20 protein-coding genes are annotated in these 22,156 nt (G+C 66.9%); 9 read left to right on the forward strand and 11 right to left on the reverse strand.

Features of this window, described 5'->3' with window-relative positions; translation table 11 throughout:
* Position 1 precedes the first annotated feature (1 nt).
* The 3 genes from HLG70_RS25935 (at position 2) to HLG70_RS25945 (ending at position 2,867) form a co-directional block, all read left to right on the forward strand.
* Positions 2-715, forward strand: a complete 714-nt coding sequence (locus HLG70_RS25935) for a response regulator transcription factor (protein WP_171664840.1) — start codon at positions 2-4, stop codon at positions 713-715.
* Positions 712-2,055: a sensor histidine kinase gene (locus HLG70_RS25940; protein WP_171664841.1), complete on the forward strand. Its 1,344-nt coding sequence runs from the start codon at positions 712-714 to the stop codon at positions 2,053-2,055. Before HLG70_RS25935 ends, HLG70_RS25940 begins: the two co-directional genes overlap by 4 nt.
* Positions 2,056-2,120: 65 nt before the next feature.
* Positions 2,121-2,867 carry a phosphatase PAP2 family protein gene (locus HLG70_RS25945; RefSeq protein ID WP_171664842.1) on the forward strand — a complete coding sequence of 249 codons (747 nt, stop codon included), beginning with the start codon at positions 2,121-2,123 and terminating at the stop codon, positions 2,865-2,867.
* Here HLG70_RS25945 and HLG70_RS25950 read toward each other — a convergent pair.
* The 5 genes from HLG70_RS25950 to HLG70_RS25970 form a co-directional block, all read right to left on the reverse strand.
* The gene (locus tag HLG70_RS25950; protein WP_171664843.1) at positions 2,860-4,143 is read right to left on the reverse strand and encodes a TRAP transporter large permease; all 1,284 of its coding nucleotides are present in this window, start codon (positions 4,141-4,143) and stop codon (positions 2,860-2,862) included. The two genes, HLG70_RS25945 and HLG70_RS25950, sit on opposite strands and share 8 nt — an antisense overlap.
* On the reverse strand, positions 4,134-4,697 hold the full coding sequence (locus HLG70_RS25955) for a TRAP transporter small permease (protein WP_171664844.1): 564 nt from the start codon (positions 4,695-4,697) through the stop codon (positions 4,134-4,136). The genes HLG70_RS25950 and HLG70_RS25955 overlap by 10 nt, the downstream gene beginning before the upstream one ends.
* 7 nt (positions 4,698-4,704) lie before the next feature.
* Entirely contained in the window at positions 4,705-5,682 is a 978-nt protein-coding gene (locus HLG70_RS25960) for a TRAP transporter substrate-binding protein (protein ID WP_171664845.1), read from the reverse strand.
* A gap of 112 nt (positions 5,683-5,794) precedes the next feature.
* On the reverse strand, positions 5,795-6,673 hold the full coding sequence (locus tag HLG70_RS25965) for an SMP-30/gluconolactonase/LRE family protein (RefSeq protein ID WP_171664846.1): 879 nt from the start codon (positions 6,671-6,673) through the stop codon (positions 5,795-5,797).
* A 9-nt stretch (positions 6,674-6,682) separates the two neighbouring features.
* Positions 6,683-7,522, reverse strand: a complete 840-nt coding sequence (locus HLG70_RS25970) for an NAD-dependent epimerase/dehydratase family protein (RefSeq protein WP_171664847.1) — start codon at positions 7,520-7,522, stop codon at positions 6,683-6,685.
* Between the two features lie 129 nt (positions 7,523-7,651).
* Here HLG70_RS25970 and HLG70_RS25975 point away from each other — a divergent pair, with 129 nt between their 5' ends.
* From HLG70_RS25975 to HLG70_RS25985, 3 genes are all read left to right on the forward strand, one after another.
* Positions 7,652-8,380, forward strand: a complete 729-nt coding sequence (locus tag HLG70_RS25975) for a FadR/GntR family transcriptional regulator (protein ID WP_171664848.1) — start codon at positions 7,652-7,654, stop codon at positions 8,378-8,380.
* A gap of 213 nt (positions 8,381-8,593) precedes the next feature.
* Positions 8,594-10,489, forward strand: coding sequence for an LTA synthase family protein (locus HLG70_RS25980; RefSeq protein WP_171664849.1), 1,896 nt, complete (start codon positions 8,594-8,596; stop codon positions 10,487-10,489).
* Between the two features lie 274 nt (positions 10,490-10,763).
* Positions 10,764-11,666, forward strand: coding sequence for an acyltransferase (locus tag HLG70_RS25985; RefSeq protein ID WP_234103448.1), 903 nt, complete (start codon positions 10,764-10,766; stop codon positions 11,664-11,666).
* A gap of 61 nt (positions 11,667-11,727) precedes the next feature.
* Here the strand turns inward: HLG70_RS25985 and fahA are convergent, their stop codons facing one another.
* Complete coding sequence (gene fahA, locus HLG70_RS25990) at positions 11,728-13,047, reverse strand: fumarylacetoacetase (RefSeq protein WP_171664851.1); 1,320 nt, start codon at positions 13,045-13,047, stop codon at positions 11,728-11,730.
* Between the two features lie 134 nt (positions 13,048-13,181).
* A complete protein-coding gene (gene hmgA, locus HLG70_RS25995; protein WP_171664852.1) occupies positions 13,182-14,480 on the reverse strand; it encodes a homogentisate 1,2-dioxygenase in 1,299 nt (432 codons plus the stop codon).
* 165 nt (positions 14,481-14,645) lie between these two features.
* On the opposite strand from hmgA, the gene HLG70_RS26000 reads away from it, so the two are divergent.
* Positions 14,646-15,554 carry a LysR family transcriptional regulator gene (locus tag HLG70_RS26000; protein WP_171664853.1) on the forward strand — a complete coding sequence of 303 codons (909 nt, stop codon included), beginning with the start codon at positions 14,646-14,648 and terminating at the stop codon, positions 15,552-15,554.
* An 8-nt stretch (positions 15,555-15,562) separates the two neighbouring features.
* Here the strand turns inward: HLG70_RS26000 and HLG70_RS26005 are convergent, their stop codons facing one another.
* The 4 genes from HLG70_RS26005 to mutM form a co-directional block, all read right to left on the reverse strand.
* A complete protein-coding gene (locus HLG70_RS26005; protein ID WP_171665124.1) occupies positions 15,563-15,766 on the reverse strand; it encodes a DUF2783 domain-containing protein in 204 nt (67 codons plus the stop codon).
* Between the two features lie 16 nt (positions 15,767-15,782).
* On the reverse strand, positions 15,783-17,462 hold the full coding sequence (locus HLG70_RS26010; protein WP_171664854.1) for an FAD-dependent oxidoreductase: 1,680 nt from the start codon (positions 17,460-17,462) through the stop codon (positions 15,783-15,785).
* Positions 17,463-17,575: 113 nt separating this feature from the next.
* Positions 17,576-18,529 (reverse strand): MBL fold metallo-hydrolase, encoded by a 954-nt coding sequence (locus HLG70_RS26015; RefSeq protein ID WP_171664855.1) that lies wholly within the window; start codon positions 18,527-18,529, stop codon positions 17,576-17,578.
* A gap of 139 nt (positions 18,530-18,668) precedes the next feature.
* A complete protein-coding gene (mutM, locus tag HLG70_RS26020; RefSeq protein ID WP_171664856.1) occupies positions 18,669-19,496 on the reverse strand; it encodes a bifunctional DNA-formamidopyrimidine glycosylase/DNA-(apurinic or apyrimidinic site) lyase in 828 nt (275 codons plus the stop codon).
* Between mutM and HLG70_RS26025 the strand changes: the two genes are divergently transcribed.
* On the forward strand, positions 19,495-21,381 hold the full coding sequence (locus HLG70_RS26025; RefSeq protein ID WP_171664857.1) for a tetratricopeptide repeat protein: 1,887 nt from the start codon (positions 19,495-19,497) through the stop codon (positions 21,379-21,381). The genes mutM and HLG70_RS26025 overlap by 2 nt on opposite strands.
* Positions 21,382-21,419: 38 nt before the next feature.
* A complete protein-coding gene (lolB, locus tag HLG70_RS26030) occupies positions 21,420-21,980 on the forward strand; it encodes a lipoprotein insertase outer membrane protein LolB (protein ID WP_171665125.1) in 561 nt (186 codons plus the stop codon).
* Positions 21,981-22,156: the final 176 nt, after the last annotated feature.

The following is a 22,156-nucleotide window of genomic DNA, read 5'->3' on the forward strand; positions in this document are numbered from 1 at the left end:
CATGGCAGCGAGTCTCGCGGCGGGTGCGCATCACCGGGTGCTGATCGTCGAGGACGACCACATCATCGCCGGCAATCTGTACAGCTTCCTGGAGGCGCGCGGCTTCCTTCCGGATGTGGCCTACAGCGGCCAGGCCGCGTTGCAGCGCCTGCAGGAGCAGCGTTTCGACGCGGTGCTGCTGGATATCGGCCTGCCGGGCATGGACGGCAATGCCGTGCTCCACGCCATGCGCACGGAACGGCGGCTGGCCGTGCCGGTGCTGATGCTGACCGCGCGCGACAGCCTGGAAGACAAGCTGGCGGGGTTTTCGCACGGCGCGGACGACTATCTCACCAAGCCGTTTGCCCTGCTCGAGGTCGAGGCCCGCCTGCTGGCCTTGATCCTGCGCGCCAGGGGGTCGACGGTGGACTCGGTGCGCGCTTTCGGCCCCTTGCAGTACGACACCCGCAGCCGCGCCGTGTCCGTCAATGGCGTTCCCGTCCATCTGACGCGCAAGGCAGTCCTCATCATGGAAGTCCTGCTGCGCGATCCCGGCAGAGTGGCATCGCGCGAAGAACTGGAATCGGTGCTGTGGGGCAATGAGCCGCCGTCGTCCGACGCGCTGCGCAGCCAGGTTCACCTGCTGCGGCGCGCCCTGGCCGATGCGGGCTTTGACGGCATCGAGACCGTGCATGGCACCGGCTGGCGGCTGATCCTGCCCGGAACCCCGTCATGACGCGCGCCGCCGCCGGCACGCTGACCCAGCGCGTGGTGTGGGCGCTGACGGGAACGGTGGCGTTGTTCGTCACGGCGCTGGCCTTGCTGGCGTACCTGACGTTCGACCAGATGGAAGACGATCTGGTCAACGACATCCTCAACACCGAGATGGACCGCCTGGTGCAGCACGCGCGCACCAGCGACGAATTCCTGCCGCGCAACGGCGCGCGCGAGCTGGGCGGATCCATGCGCGCCTGGTTGAGCGTGGATGGGCAGCCCCCCGCCGGCATGCCGCCGGAAATCCTGTCGCTCGACAGCGGGCTGCACCTGATCGAGCCAGGCGCCTATACCTGGCACGTGATGGTGGCCGAGACCGGCCGGGGCAGGGTGTATCTGCTGTACGACGCGACCGACAACGAAGAACGCGTCCATGACTTTGGCCTGATCGTGCTGGGCGTGGGCGCCATTTGCGTGGTCGGAGCCTATGCGCTGTCGCGCCGCGTGGCGGCGGTGGCGGTCGGCCCGCTGCTGGACCTGACGGACCGCCTGGCGACCTGGGCGCCCGGATCACCCGACATGGCCGTCACGCGCGACGACGAGGCGGGCCGGCTGATCGAGGCGTTCAATCGCGTGCAGAACCAGGTGGACAGATCGATCGCCCGCGAGCGCGAATTCGCGGGGAATCTCAGCCACGAGGTGCGCACGCCGCTGGCGGCCATCCGTTCCGATAGCGAACTGATGCTGCTGACGCAGGTATTGACGCCGGATCAGCGCGTGCGCCTGACCCGCGTGGTGGACAACGTGGATGATGTCATCATGAGCCTGGAGAGCGCGCGCGCGATGGCGCGCGACCAGCTCCGGCCGCCGGAACCCGTCGACATCGCCGAATGCATGGAAGACGCCTGGCGCGGCTATGCGGCCCAGGCCAAGATCGCGGACCTGCGTTTCGACAACCAGATATCCGAGGGGCAGGTGCTCACGCTGGACCGCTATGCCTTGCTGACGGTCTTGCGCAACCTGGTCCGCAACGCAGTCGAGCACGCGGCCCCGGCCACCCTGACGGCCACGCTGGGCGCCCAGGGGGGGCTTGAACTGCGAGACGACGGCAAGGGCATCGCCGCCGCCGATCTGCCGTTTCTGTTTCGCCGCTACTACAGCGGCCGCATGCGGGATTCGGGCGTGGCGGACGGCGACGAAGCGGCGCGCGGGCTGGGCCTGGCGATCGCCAAGCGCGTCTGCGACATGCAAGGCTGGTCGCTGAATGTCGAGTCCTCCCGCGAAGGCGATGCGCGCGGCACGCGCTTCACGCTGCGCTTCGAACCCGACGCCGCGGTAAATCGGGCGCGCGCGCAAATTTGACGAATTTTCGACTGTCGGGACCGTACAGTCTCCGCTTGCCCGATACGTCCCGGTTCATCGCTCCCATGTCGTCCCCTTCGCTGCCGGCGCCCCGCGCGCCGGCCAGAGTTTCGTACCTGCTCACGCACGTGCTCGGCGTCACGCTGATCCTGGCATGCCTGGCGTGGTGGGCCAACGCCTCGGGGCTGGACCTGCGCATCGCCCGGACGCTGTTCGATCCGGTCCTGGACGGCTTTCCGCTGCATGGCAGCCGCTGGCTGGAACTGCTTGGCCATCGCATGGTGCTGGCCTTGCCGATCGGCGTGGCCCTGGCCGCGGCTGGCGTGGTGGCGGCGAGTTTCCGCATACCCGCCTGGCGGCGCTGGCGGGGTGCGGCGCTGGCCGTGGCGGCGACATGCCTGGCCGGACAATTGCTGGTCAACCAGCTCAAGCACCACACGACCTTGCCGCGCCCCTATGACCTGGACACCCTGGGCGGCTATACGCCATATCCGCTGCATTGGTGGACCTGGGCGCGCGCGCGCGCCGGGGGCGCGCTGCCCAGCGGTCATGCCGGCGCGGGGTACGCCATGCTGAGCCTGTATTTCGTGGGCTGGTCGCTGGGACGGCCCGCCTGGCGTTGGGGTGGGCTGGCCATCGGGGTGACGGCCGGCCTGGGGTTTTCCGTCGTGCGCATCCTGCAAGGGGCGCATTTTCTCAGCCAGACGATCTGGTCCGCCGCGCTGATGTGGCTGCTGGCGGCGGTTTTCTTCTATCCGGTGATCTTGGGGCGGCCCGCGGACGGCCCGCCCCGCGCCGACGCGGTCAGTTGAGCAGCACGCCAGGCAACCACAGCGAAAACGCCGGGACATAGGTCACCAGCGCCAGCGCGGCCAGCAGCGCGCCGTAGAACGGCCAGATGGTCCGCATCACCGTGCCTACGGATACGCCACCGATCGCGCACCCCACGAACTGCGTGGTGCCGACCGGCGGGGTATTCAGCCCCAGCGCGCAGTTCAACAGCAGGACCATGCCGAATTGCACCGGCCCCATGCCGTACTGCATGCAGATCGGCAGGAAGATCGGCGTGCAGATCAGGATGGTGGCGGCCATGTCCAGGAACGTTCCCAGCACGAACAGGATGATGTTGACCATCAGGAAGATGGCCCACGGTTCGGTGGACACCGACGCCATCAGCTGGCCGGTCTTCTCGGCCACGCCATAGAAGCTGATCAGGTAGCCGAAGGTGGCGGAGATGCCGATCAGCAGCAGCACCACGCCCGTGGTCTTCACGGCTTTGCTGGCGGCGCGCACGAACTGGTCCCAGGTCAGCGAGCGGTAGACGAAGATCGTCAGCGCCAGCGCATAGAGCACCGCCACCGCCGCGGATTCGGTCGCGGTGAAGACGCCGCTCAGGATGCCCGCGATGATCAGCACGACCACGAACAGGCCGGGCGCGGCGGCGACCATCGAACGCAGCACGATGTGCCAGCCCGGGAAGGTGCCGGCCGGATAGCCCCGGCTGCGCGCGACGAAGTAGGCGGCGGCAAGATTGCATGCCGTCAGGATGAGGGCGGGCACCACCCCGGCGGCGATCAGCGCCGCGATCGACACCTTGCCGCCCGCGGCCAGCGTGTAGATGATGATGTTGTGGCTGGTCGGCATCAGCGCGCCCACCAGCGCCGCGTGCGTGGTGACATTGACCGCGTAGTCCGCGTGATAGCCCTCGCGCTTCATCATCGGGATCATCACGGAGCCCATCGCCGACACGTCCGCAACGGGCGATCCCGACACGCCGCCAAACAGCGTGCAGGCCAGCACGTTGGACATGCCCAGGCCGCCGCGCACATGGCCCACCAGCGACTTCGCGAACGCCACGATGCGGTCGGCGATGCCGCCGTACAGCATCAGTTCGCCCGTGAAGATGAAGAAGGGAATGGCCAGGAACGAAAACGCGTTCATGCCGGAGGTCATCTGCTGGAAGGCCACCGCCAGCGGCAGGTCTTCGTACATGATGGCCGTGATGGAGGACAGCCCGATGGCGAAGGCCACCGGCACCCCGATCACGAGGAACCCCATGAAGGTAAAGGAGAGCAGAGTCAGCGCCATGCCGGCACCACCTTCTGGTTGTGGAGGATGGCGATGATGTGCTCGATGGAAAAGAGCGCGATCAAGCCTCCCGACAGGGTTGCGGGGATGTACTTCCAGGCGTTGGAGATGCCCAGGTTGGGTATCTTGTAGGCCGCCACGGATTCGGCCAGCACGGCGCAGTTCCACGCCATCAGCACGCCGAACAGCAGCACGAGCAGATGGATGAAGATCCGGAGCCGGCGCTGTCCGGCGGCGGGCAGCGCGTCCAGCAGCGATTCGAAGCCGATGTGGCCCGCGTCGCGCACGCCGACCGCGGCGCCCAGCATGGTGACGTACAGCACCAGCAGCAGCGCCAGGCTTTCCGCCCAGGTCGGCGTGCTGTTGAGCACGTGCCGTCCGAAGATCTGCAAGGTAACGGCGATGATCAGGCAGATCAGCCCGAACACGCTGGTCCACATGCATGCGCGCGCCAGTTTGGCGCAGCCGCGCGCGTAGGCGTCCAGCGGGGCGGCCAGGGCTTGCGCCCGGCCTCCCGCGGTTACCTGAGGTTCATTCGTAGGTGTCGCCAGCATGATGACCTCACTTCACGGCCTGGATCTTGGCGACCAGATCCTTCATCTCGGGCGTGGTGACGTAACGGTCGTACACGGGCTTCATCGCGCCCTGGAACGACGGCTTGTCCACTTCCACGATCTGCGCCCCGGCCTTCTCGACCACGGCGCGCGACTTCTGTTCGCGCTCGTCCCACAGCTTGCGCATGAAGGGCACCGATTCGCGGGCAGCTTCGCGAAGGATCTTCTGGTCATCGGGCGGCAGCTTGTCCCATTGGCGCTTGGAGAAGATCAGGATCTCCGGCGTCATGGTGTGCTCGGTCATCGAGTAGAACTTGGCCACTTCGAAGTGATGCGCGCTTTCGTAGCTGGGGAAGTTGTTCTCGGCCGCATCGACCAGGCCGGTCTTCAGCGAGGTATAGACCTCGCCCATCGGCATCGGCGTGGCGTTGCCGCCCATGGCTTCCACCATGGCGACGGACAGGTCGGACTGCTGCACGCGGATCTTCAGGCCCTTGACGTCGGCCAGCGTCTTGACGGGCTTGTTGCGCGTGTACATGGAGCGCGAGCCGCTGTCGTACCACGCCAGCCCCACGAAGCCGGCGCCCTCGCACGAGCGCAGGATCTGATCGCCGATTTCGCTGTCCAGCACCTTGTGCAGGTGGTCCTTGGATCGGAACAGGAAGGGCAGCGACGGCACGCGCGTGGTCTGGCAGATGTTGTGCATGGCCGCGCTGGAGACGCGGGCCATGGCCAGGGCGCCCAGCTTCACCTGTTCGATCGAATCGTCTTCGCTGCCGAGCGAGCCGCCCGCATACACCTTCAGGGTGATGCGGCCGTTGGTGCGTTGCTTGACCAGCTCTCCGAACTGGCGCACGGCCTGAACGGTGGGGTAGTCGTCGGGATGGATGTCCGCGGAGCGCAGCTCGGCGGCATGGGTGGCGGGTACAAGCGTCAGCAATGCGGCCGCCGCCAAAATGGCGCGGGTCAGGTGAGGGCGCAGCATGTCTACCTCCGGTTGGGAGTACGGCGTTTCGTTGAGGGCCGAAGCGGCCCCGAAGCTCTTTGATATGGTCTGACCTACTCTGCGTGGGCGCGCAACAGGCGCCGATCGGGTGCTAACCGGCGCTGGCGGTTTCCTCCAGGCCCTGGGCGCCGGGACGCAAGGCGAAGACAGCGCCGTCCAGCGCGCCGGGGGCGGCATGCGGGGGGCGGATCGAGGTGACGAAAAGCGTGCCCATGTCGGCGCCGCCGAATGCGCACATGGCGACCTTGGCGGCAGGCACTTCCAGGCTGCGGTCCAGGCGACCGTCTGGCGTGTAGCGGTAGATCCGGCCGGCATCGTTGCCGCAGATCCAATAGCCGCCGTCCGTGTCCACCGCCGCGCCATCGGGCCGGCCCGCGGGCAGGGCGGCGATGAAGCTGCGGCGATTGCGCGGGACGCCGGTGTCGGGGTCGTAGTCGAAGGCCCAGACCGTCGAACGCGATGGATGGGAGTCCGACAGGTACATCGTCCTGCCGTCCGGGCTGAAGGCCAGGCCGTTGGGAACGATCAGGTCGTCCAGCAGGACGGACATGCCCGCCGCGTCATGGCGGTATAGCCGGCCCGCCGGCAGGGCCAGGCTCATGTCCATGGCCATGGTGCCCGCCAGAAAGCGCCCCTGCCGGTCGCAGCGGCCGTCGTTAAAGCGCATGCCGGGGGCTGCATGACCGACGGCGGCCAGCAACGTCGGCGCGCAGGGAGCGCCGGCTTGCAGCGCGCCGCAGGCATGGAGGCCGTCTTCCATGGCCAGCAGCCATCCGGCGCCGCGCATGGCGATGGACCCGGCCATCTGGGGCAGTGCCCAATGCGTGAAGGCGCCGCTGGCGGGCGACCAGCGCCAGAGCGCCTTGCCCGGGATGTCGGTCCAGTAGAAGGCCTGGTCGGCGGCGCGCCACACCGGGCTTTCTCCTACGCCGCACAACAAGGGACCTATACGTTCGGCGGTCACGGGCATGGGAGCGGATCAGGCGTTGGGGAAAGGGAAAGGGCCGGCCTTCACGAACGCGCCGCCCTGGTAGCGCGCGGCGGGATCGTCGGCGGGCAGCGGCGCCTGCGCTTCAACCTGCGCGCGAAACCGCTCCGAGGAATCCTTGGGCGCGAAGCCCAGCACCGCCGCGCCGCTGTTGTCCCACCAGCTGTCGCGGTTGGCGGAGGCGCCATACACGATGAGGTGGCCGACGTCCGGCGTGAACAAGGACCTGACGACCAGATCGGTCAGGTCGTCATAGCTGAGCCAGGTGACCATCATGCGGCGGTCCTTGGGTTCGGGAAACGACGAGCCGATGCGCAGGCACACGGTCTGGATGCCGTAGCGGTCGAAGTAGAAGCGCGACAGGTGTTCGCCGTAGGCCTTGCTCAGGCCGTAGTAGCCGTCGGGGCGCGGCGGGACGTCCGCATCCAGCGTGCGTCCTTGTTCATAGAAGCCGATGACGTGGTTCGAGCTGGCGAACACGACGCGCTTGACGCCATGGAGCCGCGCGGCCTCGTAGACGTTGTAGATGCCCTGGATGTTGGCGGGCAGGATTTCCTCGAAAGGCCGCTCCACCGAAACGCCGCCCAGATGCACAATGGCGTCCACGCCCTGGATCAGGCTGGAAACCGCGCAGGCATCGGCCAGGTTGCAGGAGACGGCTTCTTCGCCTTGCTCCGCCGGGGCCAGGGCCGCCACGTCCGAGACACGCAATATGTCCGCGTAGGCTTTCAAACGGGGGCGCAGCACCAGTCCCAGGTTGCCGGCGGCGCCGGTCAGCAACAAACGATGACAGCGGGGAGATGCAGGCATGGTGTTGACAGTTCGGCTCATGACGCAACGCTCGGTGAATGGCGCGGTGGAGTGGACTTATCTGGTACGTTATCGTACAACTAGTGCAAAGTATAATGAGCGAGAAATTTCAGCGTCAAGCTTTGCGCAACCGCTTTCGGACAATCCCTGATGAACGCTCCTGTCGCCACCCCTGTTTTGCCTCAGCGTCGTCCCCGGAACCTGGCCCAGGGCCTGGTGGAGAGCATCTCCGAGCGCATCCGCGGCGGAGATATCCGTCCCGGCGACAAGCTGCCGACCGAGTCCGAGATCATGCGTCAGTTCGGCGTAAGCCGCACCGTCGTGCGCGAGGCGCTATCGCGCCTGCAAGCGTCGGGCCTGGTCGAGACGCATCATGGCGTGGGCACCTATGCGCTGGAGCCGAGCGGCGGCGCCGACTTCCGGGTGGATCCGGCCGACATCGCCACGGTGCGCGACGTGCTGGTGTTGCTGGAACTGCGCATCTGCCTGGAAAGCGAGGCCGCGGGCCTGGCCGCCATCCGGCGCAGCGAGGTCCAATTGCAAGAGATGCGGCGCGCGCTGGATGCATTCAAACACGCGCTGGACAGCGGCGGCGACACGATCACGCCTGACTTCCAGTTCCATCTGCTTGTGGCGCAATCCACCGACAACCGCTATTTCGCGGACCTCATGTCGCACCTGGGTTCGGCCATCATTCCCCGCACCCGCATCAATTCCGCCAAGTTCGCGCACGAAGACCGCGCGGCCTATCTGGCGCGCGTGAATCTCGAGCACGAGGACATCTACAGCGCCATTACGCGCCAGGACGCCGAAGCCGCGCGCGCGGCCATGCGCACGCATTTGAGCAACAGCCGGGAACGCCTGCGCCGCGCGCAGTAGGCGATGCCGATGCCCGCCCTGGCGCGGTGATTTTCTGTAATACGATGTCATACAACCCGTAGTTCGGACGACGCCGCCGTCGATCTGCCCGAAAGCGCGTTAACCTTGGCCCGTTTTCAATCTTGGTCAACGAGGCGGCATGGTTCTGCTTGGCATACACGGCGGCATTCTTTCATCGGAACGGGCGTCTCGGCGCTTGGGGAGGGCCGCAGCATGCGCCGCCTGACTCTGCGATTCATTCTTGCCGTCCTGGCGCTGCTGACGCTGTCCCGGCTGGGGCTGGCGTACTGGATGTGGGACCGCGTGGAGGCCGCCGGCGGCCTGGGGCCGCTCCTGCTCGGCGGATTGCGCATCGACGTATGCCTGTTGTCGATGGTGATCGCGCTGCCCGCGGTGCTTTCGCCCTGGTTCGGGCATCGTCCGCTCGCCGCTCGCATCACCGCGTGGTGGTTCCGCGTGTGGTGGATGCTCTATGTCCTGCTGGAGGTCTCGACGCCGCAGTTCATCGCCGAGTACGACACGCGTCCCAACCGCCTGTACTTCATCTATCTGCTGAACCCCAAGGAAGTCGGGTCGATGCTGTGGCAGGGCTACAAGGGCGTGCTGCTGGCTTCCTTCGTGGTGCTGCTGGTCGCGGCCTGGATGGCGGTGAAGCTGTTCCCCACGCGCGCACGCGATCCGTTCATGGCGTGGTGGAAGCGGCCGGTGGCGTCGTTCCTGATCCTGGCGCTGGCGTTCCTGGGGGCGCGCGGCACGCTGGAGCACCGTCCGATCAATCCGGCCAAGGTGGCCTTCAGTTCGGACGCGATGGTGAATTCGCTGGCGCTGAATTCGCTATACAGCGTGTTCGACGCGGCCTATCGCATGCAGGACGAACGTTCGTCCGCGGCGATGTACCCGAAGATGCCGGTGGACGAGATGAACGCCATCGTGCGCGAGAAGGCCGGCATGACGGGCGCGCCGCTGGATCCGCGTTATCCCAGTCTGCATGAGCAGAAGGCCACGGTGCGGCGGGACAAGCCGCTGAACGTGGTGATCATCTTGCAGGAGAGCCTGGGCGCCCAGTACGTGGGCAGCCTGGGGGGCCGCGATCTGACGCCGAACATCGACCGGCTGGGCAAGGAGGGCTGGATGTTCCATCGCGCCTACGCCACCGGTACGCGCTCGGTGCGCGGGATCGAGGCGGTGACGGCGGGTTTTCTGCCCAGCGTCGCGGACGCGGTGGTGAAGCTGCCGCGCTCGCAGACGGGGTTCTTCACCCTGGCGCAGCTGCTGGGCAAGCATGGCTACCACTCGCGCTTCGTGTATGGCGGCGAGTCGCATTTCGACAATATGCGCGCGTTCTTCCTGGGCAACGGGTTCGACGAGATCGTGGATCGTCCCAAGTTCGTGGATCCCGTGTTCGAAGGGTCGTGGGGCGCCTCGGATGAAGACATGTTCAATCAGGTGGACCGCCTGCTGCGCGCCGACGGCGACAAGCCGGTGTTCACGCTGGCGTTTTCGGTGACGAACCATTCGCCTTGGGAGTATCCGGAGGGGCGCATCCAGCCGGTGGGCGATCCGGCCACGGTGGACAATACCGTGCGCTACGCGGACTGGGCGCTGGGCCAGTTCTTCGACAAGGCGCGCAAGGCGCCATACTGGGACAACACGGTGTTCCTGGTGATCGCGGACCATGATTCGCGCGTGTATGGTTCCATTCCCGTGCCGGTGCGGCATTTCCAGGTCCCGGCGCTGATTCTGGGCGCCGGCATCGAGCCGCGGCAGGACCATCGTCTGGTGAGCCAGATCGACATGGCGCCGACGCTGTTGTCGCTGATGGGGCTGGACAATGTGAACCCGATGCTGGGCGTGGACCTGACGCAGCGCGATCCGAATCGCGCGATGATGCAGTATGCGGATAACTTCGGGTATCTGCGGGGGGATCAGCTGCTGGTGCTGGAGCCTTCCAAGGATCCGCGGCAGTTCCGGTACGAGGCGGCGCCGGTGGGGCGCGATGAGGTCTATGAGCCGGTTGAGCCCGTGGATCCGGCGCTGATGCAGGAAGCGTTGGCGCATGCGCTTTGGGCAAGCTGGGTGTACCGGGAAGAGAAGTATCGCTTGCCTTGATAGCCTTGCTTCGGATGGAGGGCCCGACAGGCCCGCCGTGCCGGGTCCCCGGAGGCCCGGGCGGCCTTTTCGGGCTTACGTTTTGTCTTGCGCCGTGGGATGAGGCTGGTGGTGGTAGGCTTGATTCTGCGCAAGCCATTTTTTTCCAGGTGCCAGCAAACTGCCGCTCATGACTTTTCCAAAACCGTCTTCCGGCGCGTCGCCAGCGGCGAATGCCGCTCAAATCAACTCGCACGAGCCCGGCCAGCCCGGGCGCCGCCGTCGCGGGTTCCCGGTGCCGCGCGGCCGCCTTGCGTGGGTGACCGGCGTCTTCAGCACGATCCTGCTGGTGGTCAGCACGGTGTTCTGGTGCCTGCTGCTGTTACCGATCGCCCTGGTGAAGCTGGTGTTGCCCTTTGCCGCGGTCCGGCGGGCTGTCGACCCGGTGCTCAATGGCATCGCGACCGCGTGGGTGTCCGGCAATGCCGGTTGGTTCGAACGGATCCAGGAGGCGCCGTGGGATGTGCAGGGCCATGCCGGGCTGCGCTACGCGGACTGGTACCTGGTCAACTGCAATCACCAGTCGTGGGTGGACATCTTTGTGCTGCAGCGTTCGCTGAACCGGCGGATTCCGCTCCTGAAGTTTTTCCTGAAGCAGCAATTGATCTACGTGCCGGTGATCGGGCTGGCCTGGTGGGCGCTGGACTTCCCATTCATGAAGCGTCACGGCAAGGCGGAGTTGCGCCGCAACCCGGCCTTGGGCCGCCAGGACCAGGAAGCGGCGCGGCGCGCCTGCGAGAAGTTCTCGCTGGTGCCGACCAGCGTGATGGTGTTTGCCGAAGGCACGCGCTTTAGCGAGGCCAAGCGCGTCGCGCAGGCTTCGCCGTACCGCCATCTCCTCAAGCCCAAGGCCGGCGGGCTGGCGGTGGCGCTGAACGCGATGGGTGAACGATTTCGTTCGATGATCGATGTCACCATCGCCTACCCGGAAGGCGCGCCCAGCTTCTGGGACATGGCTTGCGGCCGCGCCGGTCCGGTGCTGGTTCGCATGCGGCAGTTGCCGGTGCCGCCGGCCTTCTGCGCTGCGGATTACACCCGGGACAAGGCCTTCCGCGCCACGTTCCACCATTGGCTGGGGGAGCAGTGGCAGGCCAAGGACGACGAGATCGAAGCCTTGACGGCGCGGCGCGAGGGCTGAGCGCCGGCGCCCGTCTCGGGCAACAGGGCGCGCCCGCCGGGCGCGCGCCATTCTCAAGCGATCAAACGCGGGCCGGCAGCACGGTGCCCGAGCTTTCCCCGAATCCGATCCGCGGATATCCCGCCTTCACGCATTCGGCGCGCATGATGACCTGATCGCCATCCTGCAGGAAGGTGCGCTTTTCTCCCCACGGCAGTTCGATCGGGGCCTTGCCGCCATTGCACAGTTCCAGCAGCGAGCCGGCTTCCGAGGCCAGGGGGCCGGACAGCGTGCCGGTGCCGAGCATGTCGCCGGGCTGCAGGTTGCAGCCGTTGACCGTGTGATGCGTGATCAGTTGCGCGATGTTCCAGTAGGCGTCGCGGAAATTGCTGCGCGAAAGCGAGACCGGCGCCTGCTTGTCGGCGCGGGACTTTTCGGTGGTCAGCAGTACTTCCATCTGCACGTCGAAGGCGCCCTTGGCGCGGTTGGCGTCCGAGGCCAGGTAGGGCATCGGCTGCGGTTCGGTGGCGCCGCGGTTCCACTGCGTGCGGAAGGGCTCCAGCGCTTCCATGGTGACGACCCACGGCGAGATCGTGGACGCGAAGTTCTTGGCCAGGAAGGGGCCGAGCGGCTGGTATTCCCAAGCCTGGATGTCGCGGGCCGACCAGTCGTTCAGGATGCACAGGCCAAACACATGCGATTCCGCGTCGGCCAGGGCGATGCGGTCGCCTTGCGCGTTGCCCGTGCCCACGAAGATGCCCAGTTCCAGTTCATAGTCCAGGCGTGCGCAGGGGCCGAACTGAGGCGCTTCGCCTTCGTTGGCCGGACGGGTCTGGCCGATGGGGCGCGGGAATTTCTGGTCTACGCCGATGCTGGAGGCGCGGCCGTGATAGCCGATGGGCACCCACTTGTAGTTGGGCAGCAGGGGATTGTCGGGGCGGAACTGTTTGCCGACGGCGGTGGCGTGATGCAGCGAGATGTAGAAGTCGGTGTAGTCGCCGATGCGGGCGGGCGTCGTGTATTCCGCGGCGGCTTGCGCGATCAGCAGCGGCTCGACCTCGGCGCGCAAGGCGGCGCCTACGCGCAGCGCGCGCGACAGCGCCAGGCGCAGCGCGCTCCACTGGGGCTGGCCCAGGGCCATCAGGGCGTTCAGGCTGTCCGTGGCGCACGCGGCCAGGGCGTCCGCGGCCAGGCCTTCAAACGGCTGCCTGGCGGCCAGCGCGGCCAGGTCCAGGATCTGGTCGCCGATGGCCACGCCGGGACGGAAGGACTCTTGCGAGCCCTTGCGGCGGAACGAGGCGTAGGGCAGGTTCTGCACCGGGAAATCCGATACGTCCGAGTTGGCGCTGTCGATCCAGCTCTTGAGGGACGGGTCGTGGGTTTCGTTGATCGTGGTGGTCATGGCTGCGTGTCTCTGTCAGTGTGTTTATGGGGTGGCTGGCCCGGCGGGCGGGGCGGCGCGCCGGATGAATCAAAAGCCAAACGGCGATGAGCTTGCGCTCATCGCCGCGGACGTGGAAAGCAAGCGCTTTCGCGTCACGCCTTCTTGGGATCGAAGTGCTTTGCGATGCCTTGCCAGCACCGGTAATAGTCGCCCTGCAATTCTACCGATGCCAGCGCCTGCTCGGTCGGGCGGATGACGCGGCGGGTTTCGAACATGAACGCCATCGTGTCGCGGATGTAGTGCGCGGTGCTGGTGTCGGCATGCGAGGCCTTTTCGAAGGTCTCGGCGTCGGGCCCGTGGCCGCTCATGCAGTTGTGCAGGCTGGCGCCGCCGGGGGCGAAGCCGTCGGCCTTGGCATCGTAGACGCCCTGGATCAGGCCCATGAACTCGCTGGCGATGTTGCGGTGGAACCAGGGCGGACGGAACGTGTTCTCCATGGCCAGGATGCGCGGCGGGAAGATCGCGAAGTCCATGTTGGCCGTGCCCGGGGTGTCCGACGGCGCGGTCAGCACCGTGAAGATCGAAGGATCGGGATGGTCGTAGCTGATCGAGCCGATGGTGTTGAAGTTGCGCAGGTCGTACTTGTACGGCGCATGCGTGCCATGCCAGGCCACGACGTTCAGCGGGGAATGGTCGATCGAGGCGCGCCAGAAGCCGCCCGTGAACTTGGCGATCAGTTCGAAATCGCCTTCCACGTCTTCGTACCAGGCCACCGGCGTCTTGAAGTCGCGGGCATTGGCCAGACAGTTCGAGCCGATGGGCCCCAGCTCGGGCAGGCGCATGGCCGCGCCGAAGTTCTCGAGCATGTAGCCGCGCGCGGCGCCGTCCAGCAGCTCCACGCTGAACCGCACGCCGCGGGGAATGACGGCGATTTCCAGCGGTTCCAGGTCGATCAGGCCCAGTTCGGTGGCCAGGCGCAGGCGGCCTTCCTGCGGGACCAGCAGCAGTTCGCCGTCGGCGTTGTAGAAGTAGCGGCCTTGCATCGAACGGTTGGCCGCGTACATGTGGATGCCCACGCCGCCCTGTTCGTCCGGACCGCCGTTGCCGCCCCAGGTCTTCACGCCTTCCAGGAAGTCGGTGGGGGCGGTGGGAATCGGCATCGGGCTCCAGCGCAGCTGGTTCGGCGTGACCGGGCCGTGGCCGAACGCGCTTTGCCAGCCGGCGGCGCCTTCAAAGGGCTCGAAGGGCTTGTGCTGGGCGCCCGGGCGGATCCGGTAGAGCCAGGAGCGGCGGTTTTCCGTGCGCGGGGCAGTAAAGGCGGTGCCGGACAGTTGCTCGGCATACAGGCCATAAGGGCATTGCTGCGGCGAGTTGCGGCCTAGCGGCAGGGCGCCGGGCAATGCCTCGGTTGCGCATTCGTTGCCGAAGCCGGTCTGATATTGCAGTTCCATGGAATCCTCCTGGGTGGCTGCGCGGTGCTTGGCCGCGCGGTCTGGTCTGGTTGGCGGGCCGGGGGTGAGGCCCGAGCCGATACGCCATTGTCGGAAAAATCTCCCGCTACCGCTACGGGAATGCAAAAATAGAGACTATAAGTTTTGTGAATAATGGGGTGGGGTATGGCCGAGCTGCGCGATGTGGACCTGAACCTGTTGCTGCTGTTCCAACACTTGCTGGAAGACCGCAACCTGTCGGCCGTGGCGCGGCGGATGGACTTGTCCCAACCGGCGGTCAGCAATGCGCTGCGCCGCCTGCGGGTGGCGTTCGGCGACGAACTGTTCGTGCGCACCGCGCAGGGCATGCTGCCGACGCCGCGCGCCCAGCGCCTGGCGGGCCCGGTCAGCGAAGCGCTGGCGGTGCTGTCCCAGGCCCTGCAGGACCAGGACGCCTTTGACGCCGCGACCAGCAACCGGCGCTTTCGCGTCGCCATGACGGACGTGGGTGAAATCCACTTCATGCCCCGCCTGATGGAGGTATGCGTGCAGGTGGCGCCGCTGGTGCGCATCGACTCCGTGCGGGTGCAGGGGCCTGACCTGCCGCGCGAAATGGAGGCGGGCCGGGTGGACCTGGCGATAGGCGCGTTCGACGAGATGGGGGCGGGGACCTTGCAGCGCATGCTGTTTCGCCAAGGCTATGCGACCTTGTTCCGCCAGGCGCATCCGACTGCCCATGCGGGCATGGGGATCAAGGCGTTCCGCGCGGAACGCCATCTGATCGTGTCGCGCGCAGCCCCGTACGGGCAGGTGAATCAAGCGATGGAGCGCTCGGGAGTGGATCTGGCCGAGCACTTCAGCGTGCCGCATTTTTCAGCGGTGCCCTACATCGTGAGCGCGACCGATCTGCTGGCCACGGTGCCTGAAAAGCTGGCCGCCAGCGCCGCGCCGCCGTTCGGTCTGCGTTTCATGGCGCCGCCCGTGAAGGTGCCCGCGTTGCAGACCAACATGTACTGGCAGCGCAGGGTGGACCGCGACGGCGGCAACCAATGGCTGCGCGCCCTGATCGTGAATACCTTCGCGGTCGGGTCCTAGGGCGGGCGTCAGCCGGCATGCACCACGGACGCGCGCGCTTGCTGCAGCGCCTCCTTCAGCAATGCGACGTCGCCCAGGTGATTGGCCAGCAGCAGGATCAGCGCTGCATTCAGCTCCTGGCTCTGCTCGTTGCTCAAGTCGCGGTGGGTATCGATCAGCGCTTCGTAGAAGTCGTCCGGCGAGCTCAAATTGGTTTCGGTAATCAGCATGATGGGTTGACCTCGAAGTTCAGGCGCGGCCGGTGGCGCGGCTGACCGCGGCGGCGATGGCATCGGTGTTGACGGCGCGCCAGCGCGCTGCGATATGCTGGTCCGGGCGGATCAGGTAGGCTGTGCCGGCCTGCGCGTCGTAGCGCTTGGACAGGCATCCTTCGCTGTCCTTGACCACCGTCAGCTCCCTGGCCAGCGCCGACACGTCGCATTGCGGGCTGGCGACCAGCACGGCCTTGACCGGCACCGGCGCCATGCTCAGGGACTGCAGGGCCTGCAGCGTGCCGCGGTCGGGCAGCGTGTCGCCGCAGAACACCGCCAGCACGAAGTCTCCGTCCAGTTGCGCCAGCCACCAGCCCGGCTCGCCATTGGCGGACACGGGTGCGTCCAGCGCCACCGCGCCAGGCGCCATGCGTCCCGAGAACGCCTCGGCGTCGGGGGTGTTCAGCGGCGAGCCCGAGTAGGTGGCGGGCAGCGAAAGACGGCCGCTGTTGACCAGCGAGCGCGCGAAGGGGTGGGTCTTGGCCAGGTTCAGCACCGCGTTGCGGAAGCTGCGGCTGATGTCGCTCTTGGGCGTGATGAAGTCGGTGGCGCGCGACGAGTTCAGGATGTTCTCGTCGGCCGCGTACTCGCGCTCGGCGCTGTAGCTGTCGATCAGCGCATCCGGCGCCAGTCCCGCCAGCACCAGTTTCAGCTTCCAGGCCAGGTTCTCCGCGTCCTGCACGCCGCTGTTGGCGCCGCGGGCGCCGAACGGCGATACGCGGTGCGCGGAGTCGCCCGCGAACACGATGCGGCCGTGGCGGAACTTGTCCATGCGCTCGCATGCAAAGGTATAGACGCTGACCCATTCCAGGTCGAACTGCGCGTCCGGGCCCAGCAGCGCGCGGATGCGCGGCAGCACGTTCTCGGGCTTGACGGCTTCCACGGGATCGGCGTTCCAGCCCAGCTGGAAATCGATGCGCCAGACATTGTCGGGCTGCCGGTGCAGCAGCACGGACTGATTCGGATGGAAGGGCGGGTCGAACCAGAACCAGCGCTCGGCCGGAAAGTCGGCCTTCATCTTGACGTCGGCGATCAGGAAACGGTCGCGGAAGATGCGGCCATGGCTCTCCTGGCCGATCAGCTTGCGCACCGGCGAGCGCGCTCCGTCGCAGGCGACCAGCCAGTCTGCATGCAGCTGATAGGGGCCTTCGGGAGTCTCCACGGTCAGGGTCACGCCGCCGTCGTCCTGGATGACGCCGGCGACCTTGTTCTTCCAGCGCAGCTCGATGTTGGGCTGCTGGCGCGCCTGTTCGTACAGGTAGCCTTCGGCGTAGTACTGCTGCAGATTGATGAAGGCGGGACGGCGGTGGCCGGGTTCGGGCAGCAGGTCAAAGCGCCAGACCTCCTGCTCGCGGAAGAACACCTTGCCCACGTTCCACGACACGCCCTTGTCGATCATGCGCTGGCCCACGCCCAGGCGGTCCCAGATTTCCAGGGTGCGCTTGGAAAAACAGATGGCACGCGATCCGGTGGACAGGCGGTAGTCGTCGTCCAGCACCACCACGCGCACGCCCTGGCGGGCGAGGTCCAGCGCAGTGGTCAGGCCGACGGGTCCGGCGCCCACCACCACCACCTGGTGCCGCGCAAGCGCGCTGGCGCTCTGGTCGGCGTGCTTTTCATAGGCGAACTCCATCGCCTGAAAGTCGATGTCTCCCACGGTTGTCTCCTGTGTGGGTCATTTTTTTATTTATGCGGACCCGCGTCGCAGCGAGGGGCGCGCGTGTCCGGTTCTTGCGGGTTCGGGGCGGGGCCGTGCGCCGGCCCGGACGATCAGCCTTCCAGCTGGGCCCACATCTCCAGGTCGCGCTTGTCGGTCCAGATGCGCGGGTCGGTGTAGCCGGAGGCTTCGTCAAAGGCGCGCGACACGTCGAACGGCATGCAGTGGTCGAAGATCACCCAGTCGCTGTAGCGCGGCTTCATGAAGTCGTAGACCTCGCGGTAGATGGTCTTCAGGTCCTTGCCTTCGGCCACGCCGCGGTTCACGGCGCCGTACAGGTCGGTGAGGAACGCGCGCGTGCCGGCCAGGCCCTGGCGGACTTCGGTGGCGTTCTTCAGCGCGGGGCCACGGCCGGGCACCATCTTTTCGGCTTCAACGCCCGACAGCGCATCCAGCGTGGTGGGCCAGTCGCGGAAGTAGGCGTCGCCGCAGTAGGGGGTGGACTGGTATTCGACCAGGTCGCCGGCGAACAGGATCTTCTGTTCGGGCAGCCAGGCGATGGTGTCGCCCTTGGTGTGGCCGCGGCCCACTTGCAGCAGCTTGACTTCCAGGTTGCCCAGGTTGACGGTCATTTCGCCCTTGAACGTCATGGTCGGCCAGACCAGGCCCGGGGGAATCGATTCGGCGTTGCGGAACAGGCGCGGGAAGCGGCCGATCTCGCTGGCCTTGTCCTGTTCGCCGCGCTCGGCGATCAGGTCGTACGTGTCGCGGCTGGCCAGGATTTCCTGGGCGTTGTAGGCGGAAGCACCGAACACGCGCACGGCGTGGTAGTGCGACAGCAGGATGTACTTGATGGGCTTGTCGGTGACTTCGCGGATGCGGCGGATCACGTCCTGGGCCATGACCGGGGTGGCCTGGGTGTCGATCACCATGACGGCCTCGTCGCCGATGATCACTCCCGTGTTGGGGTCGCCTTCGGCGGTGTAGGCATAGGCGTTGTCGGACAGCTTTTCGAACGAGACGACCTTGTCGTCCATGTCCGCGTGCGAGGCGAATTGCTTGCTCATGGAGGCTCCTTCCACTTTTATAGGAATAGGGTGTGTGGAAGGAATATAGTCCTGCGTTAGTGTTTGTGCAATACGTTTGCTATAAACGAATAGCCTTATTATTACAGGGGTTTCCCGAGGGTTTTGGGGTGTCGGCGGCTCAGTTCCTCTGGCATTTCGGGCAGTAGTAGGTGGCCCGCTGCCCCTGGACGAAACGCCGGATCGGCGTTGCGCAGACCCGGCACGGCAGGCCTTCGCGCTCGTAGACGGCCGCATGGATCTCGAAGTAGGCGCCCGGCTCGCCGGTCGCGCCGACGTAATCGCGCAGGGTGCTGCCGCCCGAGGTCAGGGCGTCGGCCAGCGTGGCCCGCACCATGTCGGCCAGCCGGTCGCAACGGGCCGGCGACAGCTTGTTGGCCGGCGTCTTGGGATTGATGCGCGCCCGGAACAGGCATTCCGACGCATAGATATTGCCCACGCCCACCACCGCCATGCCGGCCAGCAGCACCTGCTTGACCGCGGCGCCGTGGTTCTTGAAGTGCCGGTGCAGCCAGGCGCCGTCAAAGCGCGGGTCGAAGGGTTCGATGCCCAGCTTGGCGAGCAGCGGGTGCGTGTCGATGGGGCCGTCCGCGCCGGAGTGCCACAGCACCGCGCCGAAGCGCCGCGGATCATGCAGGCGCAGCACGGCCTCGTCGAAGATCCATTCGACGTGGTCATGCTTGCGGAGGAATTCGCCCGGCGCGACGCTGCGCAGGGATCCCGACATGCCCAGGTGCACGATCTGGGTGCCGTGTTCGAAGCGCAAGAGCAGGTACTTGCCCCGGCGCGCGCACTCCAGCACGGCGCGACCGCCGATCAGGGACGGCAGGTCCGCGGGGATGGGCCACCGCATGCGGGGTTCATGGACGACCAGCCGCGTGAGCGTCCGGCCGGTGATGACGGCGTCGATTCCTCGGCGCGTGGTTTCGACTTCAGGCAGTTCCGGCATGAGCCAGTGTAAGATCATCAATTGCGTGTACGAAGATTGTGCCATCAACCGGACGGGCCGCGTGAAGTCGTCTTTTAAACAAATGAATATCGGGATCGCCGCGTTGGGGCTTGCGCTGGCAGCAATACTGGCCCCGCCGGCCCAAGCCGCCGACAGCCGGACGCGCGACGCCACCGGGCCTCGCATGGCTCCCCAGAGCCGCCAGCCCGAAACCGAGGTCATCCGTCTGCGCCCGGGGCAATTGCCCTACGTTTCGCTGACCGCCGACATCTTTTATCGCGTGCTGGCCTCCGAGATTGCCGCCCAGCGCGGCATGTACGGCACGGCCGCGACCACCATGGTCGGGCTGGCCCGGGACACCGGCGACCCCCGCCTTGCCCGCCGCGGGCTGGAATTCCAGCTGGCTGGCGGCAATCTGCCCGGCGCGCTGGACGCCGCCCGCGTCTGGGCGCGCTTGTCTCCCAACGACGTCGAGGCCAGTTCCACTGAACTGGCGCTGGCCGCGGCCAATGGGCAGACCAAGGGCCTGGCCCAGGCGCTGCGCAATCGCATCGACTCGTCGCGCGACAAGCCGGCCGCGATCGGCCAGGCGCTTGCCGTGCTGAGCCGCCTGAATGACCGCCGCCTGGCGCTGCGCATCCTTGACGAATCCCTGAGCGACAGCGTGCGCAAGCTGCCCGCCGCGCACCTGGCGTTGGCCGACGTGGCTTCCGCCTCGGGCGACTACGAGCGCGCCGCGCAGGAATCCCGCGCCGCCCTGGCCGCCGATCCCAAGTCGGAAGCCGCAGCCCAGCGCGTGCTGGAATACGGCTCCCGGGTGGATCCGCAGCGTGCGCAGGCCGAAGCCCGCGCCTATATCGCCCGCAACCCCGGCGCCCGCAAGGTGCGCCTGATGCTGGCCGGCCAGTTGGCCGACAGCGGCGACTACAACGGCGCCCTGGCCGAGCTTCAGGCCATGTCGCGCCGTTCGCCCGAAGATTTCGACCTGCTCTTCATGCAGGCACAGCTGGCTTACAAGTCCGGCCAGTTGCCGCAAGCCAAGGCTCTGCTCCAGCAATACCTGGATGTGCAGAACCAACGCCAGCGGGCCACCGTGCCGGGCGCAACCGATGCCGGCGCCGCCGCCGCGGACGCGCATGTGCTGCTGGCGCGCATCGCCGAAGATCAGGGGAACTACGACGAGGCCATCGCGGAACTGGGTCGCATCGACGACGCCACGCTGCGTTATTCGGTGCGCATGCGCCAGGCCGCCTTGCGCGCCAAGAGCGGGCGGGTGGACGATGCCCTGGCCATGATCGACGCAGCCGGCCCCCAGGACGAGGAAGAGCGCACCCTGGGCGTGCTGACCAAGGCGCAGATCCTGCGCGACGCCGATCGCGTGGGCCAGGCGGTCTCCGTGCTGGAAGCCGCCGACCGGGCGCTGCCGGACACGGTCGAGATCAAATATGAACTGGCCATGCTGTATGAACGCCAGAACCGGCTGGCCGACCTGGAGCGCATGCTGCGCCAGGTCATCGCGCTGGACCCCGACCACGCGCACGCCTACAACGCGCTGGGCTACACGCTGGCCGACCACAACCAGCGCCTGCCCGAAGCCCTGGACCTGATCACGCAGGCGCTGGAACTGTCGCCCAACGATCCGTTCATCCTGGATAGCATGGGGTGGGTCAAGTTCCGCATGGGTGACTCCGCCGCCGCCGCCGATTATCTGCGCCGCGCCTACAGCGTGCGCCCTGAAGCCGATATCGCCGCGCACCTGGCCGAGGTTCTCTGGAGCCAGGGCAAACGCGACCAGGCCACCGACCTGTTGCGCGCCGCGTTGCAGAAGGATCCCGGCAACAAGACTGTCCAGGATGTCGTCAAGCGCCTGGGGGTTGGCCTGTGACGGCAGTGGTCCATCGTTTGCGCGACGCGGCGGCTGTCATGCGCTGGGCGTTGCTGGCGCTGCTGGCCTTCCTGCTGGCTGCCTGCACCACCATGCCCAAGCCCATCGAAGGCGCCAGCGCCGATGCGTTCTCCCGCATCGGTCGCTTCGCCATCACCGTGAACGAGGAAAGCGGCAAGCAGAATGCCGTGCAGGGTGGTTTCTCCTGGTCCGACGACGGCCGGCGCTACATCCTGGACCTGACCAATCCCCTGGGGTCGACCGAAGCGCGCGTGGAAGGGCGGCCTGGCGCCGCCAGCCTCACCAAGGCCGACGGCACGCGGCTGGTCGCCGACAATCCCGATGCGCTGGCCGAGGACGCGCTGGGCAGCAGCATGCCTGTGTCCGGCCTGCGCGACTGGCTGCGCGGCAGGCTGCCGGCCGACCCGGAACCGACCGACGTGACGCGCGACGAACTGGGCCGTCTCGCGGCCTTCGAGCAGGGCGGCTGGCGGGCGCGGCTCTCGCGCTATGACACGCTGGGCCCGCAGCTGCTGGTCCTGGAGCGCCAGGAACCTGGCCGTCGCATCATGGTGCGGCTGGTCGTCAATCAGCCGTGAAATCGGGCGCGCGGCCGCTGGCGTCGCGTGGCTTACTCGGGTTAACCCTTATCACATCGCTCGCATTTCAATCGGAAAAATAAGCGCCTCAAAACCGCTTCTGTTACTGCTTGAAATATATTGTCTTGATTGAATAATTCTCCCTGTCCCGGCCGTGGTTCGCGCCGAGGGCTGCA

The sequence above is a fragment of the Achromobacter deleyi genome (assembly GCF_013116765.2).
GTDB classification, from domain to species: domain Bacteria; phylum Pseudomonadota; class Gammaproteobacteria; order Burkholderiales; family Burkholderiaceae_B; genus Achromobacter; species Achromobacter deleyi_A.